The following is a 1,987-nucleotide window of genomic DNA, read 5'->3' on the forward strand; positions in this document are numbered from 1 at the left end:
CTTAGATTTTCAAGATAGAAGATAGAAGATAGAAGGTAGAAGGTAGAAGGTAGAAGGTAGAAGGTAGAACGTAGACGGTAGACGGCGAACCGGCATCCGCATAAGCCGAATAAGCTGCCGCCGGTCTGAAACCTTCGCCCTCGAACGGCCTTGCCATAGGTATTTCAACCAGAAATATTTCCGGGGAAATAGGAATATGGTCGCATGTCGATTGCCGACGTCATCACCCCCTTCCCCTTGGAACCATATCAGCCTCGGATTTGAAGAGGCCGTGTTCAGTAAATTGATTTTGAAATGCACTGTTCGCCATGCACATCGGGCTTGCTCAGGCGAACGGCGCGATGCGCACAGGCGGCTGGTTTGCAACCGGCCGCCTGTCTGCCGTCGCATGGCGGACGGTCAAACCGCATGCGACCGTCAACGGGGACCGCCCGCATCAAGCGCAGCCCGGCGAGCGGGCGGCTCGCGGCTGAGCGATATAAGGCATTCCGACGCCTCGGCGAATCAGAGCCGATCTTCAAACAAAGACGCAATGCCGTCAGAGAGACTCGACTGATGGACACGCGGAAGACTGCGTATGTGCCTGTGGAAACTGTGGAAACGGGTGAAACCCCATATAACAGGTGGTTGACCGCCACCATGCGGCGAGCCGCGCGCTGGGGAGATGTTCGCGGCGAAATCCGGAACTGCGCCGGAGGAACGCGGCTATCTCGGGTAATAGGTAAATCCCGGGAACTTCACGACAGGCTCCTTTTCCTTCCGCAACGCATCGAGCAATGTATGACCGACTCGAAGATTGTCCCGGACCAGTTCGCGAGGGGTCAGCGTCATCCATTGGGTAAGCGAAATATCGGCAAACCGGTCGCTTTTGAAGATTTCCAGATACCATAACGTTTCATCTCCGGTATTCTGGATATAGTGGCCGAAGGCGAAGGGGACGTAGCCGACGTCGCCCGCCCGATAGTTGAACGTTCTGGCCGCCCCGTTGCCGGAGAATACCGTCATTCTCCCTTGTCCTGTCAAATAATACTGCCATTCGTCCTGATTGGGATGCCAATGCAGCTCCCGCATCGCTCCCGGTTCGATCTCGACCAGTGCGGCCGCGACCGTTTTGGATATGGGAAAATTGGAGGAATCCACAATTCTGACGCTTCCCCCCGGGAATTTCATCGGCTTCTGCGCCAGCAGCCGATGCTTGAAACCGAGCGGCACGGTACCGTACGGGGAATCGACTCGTTGGCTTTCCAGCGGACCGGGAACCCGATCCTGAAAAATGTAAAACTGTTCGGTCGGGATGGAGTCGAACGCGTGCTCGGGAACGCCGAAGTTGGCGGACAGCACATCCTTCGGCGTGTGCGCGAACCAGTCGGAGATCGTCAAGGTGTTCAGATCGGAGAAATGGCCGTCGTCGAATACGAGCAAAAATTCGCACCCTTCCTCCAGACCTTGAATCGAGTGCGGAATGCCTGCCGGAAAATACCACAGGTCGCCCGGACCGACATCCGCAATAAAATTCCGTCCGTTCTGATCGACAGCCGTAATGCGGGCGCTGCCGAGCAGCATATAGGACCACTCCGCCTGCTGATGCCAGTGCAGCTCGCGCACGCCGCCCGGAGTCAGGCTCATATTGACCCCCGCAAGGGTGGTGGCAACCGGCAATTCCCGAATGGTAATCTCCCGTGACCAGCCGCCGGGGAACAATTCCATATGCGTATCGGAGAAGGACATTTTCAGATTGGGCAGCAAACCGCTGTCCGTGGCAGGCGGAACCAACATGTCCGGATTTTCCAAATCCCTCATAATATCGCGCGGACCGCGATCGGGGCCGCCGGCGCCGTCGCTGCGGATCGGTTGAGGCACTTTCATCGACTTCCACTCCCTTCATCACATGAAGTTTATGATGCGGCCTGTTCGTTATGAACGGTGAAGGATGCAAAAAAATATCATGATCGGACGCCGACAACATATAATCCTAAATTTCGAAAGC

At 56.1% G+C, this 1,987-nt stretch carries 2 protein-coding genes; one reads left to right on the forward strand and one right to left on the reverse strand.

Annotation, left to right across the window (positions count from 1 at the left end):
* Window positions 1–341: 341 nt before the first annotated feature.
* A complete protein-coding gene (locus tag ABEV74_RS22920) occupies window positions 342–473 on the forward strand; it encodes a hypothetical protein (RefSeq protein ID WP_430149993.1) in 132 nt (43 codons plus the stop codon).
* Window positions 474–705: 232 nt separating this feature from the next.
* On the opposite strand, the gene ABEV74_RS22925 is transcribed toward ABEV74_RS22920, so the two are convergent.
* Window positions 706–1,866 (reverse strand): oxalate decarboxylase family bicupin, encoded by a 1,161-nt coding sequence (locus ABEV74_RS22925; RefSeq protein ID WP_430149996.1) that lies wholly within the window; start codon window positions 1,864–1,866, stop codon window positions 706–708.
* Window positions 1,867–1,987 lie beyond the last annotated feature (121 nt).

The sequence above is a fragment of the Paenibacillus cisolokensis genome, assembly GCF_050481165.1.
Lineage (GTDB): Bacteria > Bacillota > Bacilli > Paenibacillales > Paenibacillaceae > Paenibacillus_AH > Paenibacillus_AH cisolokensis.

Coding starts and splice junctions, on each gene's coding strand:
- ABEV74_RS22920 (WP_430149993.1), top strand. CDS start 342: ATGCGCACAGGCGGCTGGTTTGCAACCGGCCGCCTGTCTGCCGTCGCA.
- ABEV74_RS22925 (WP_430149996.1), bottom strand. CDS start 1,866: ATGAAAGTGCCTCAACCGATCCGCAGCGACGGCGCCGGCGGCCCCGAT.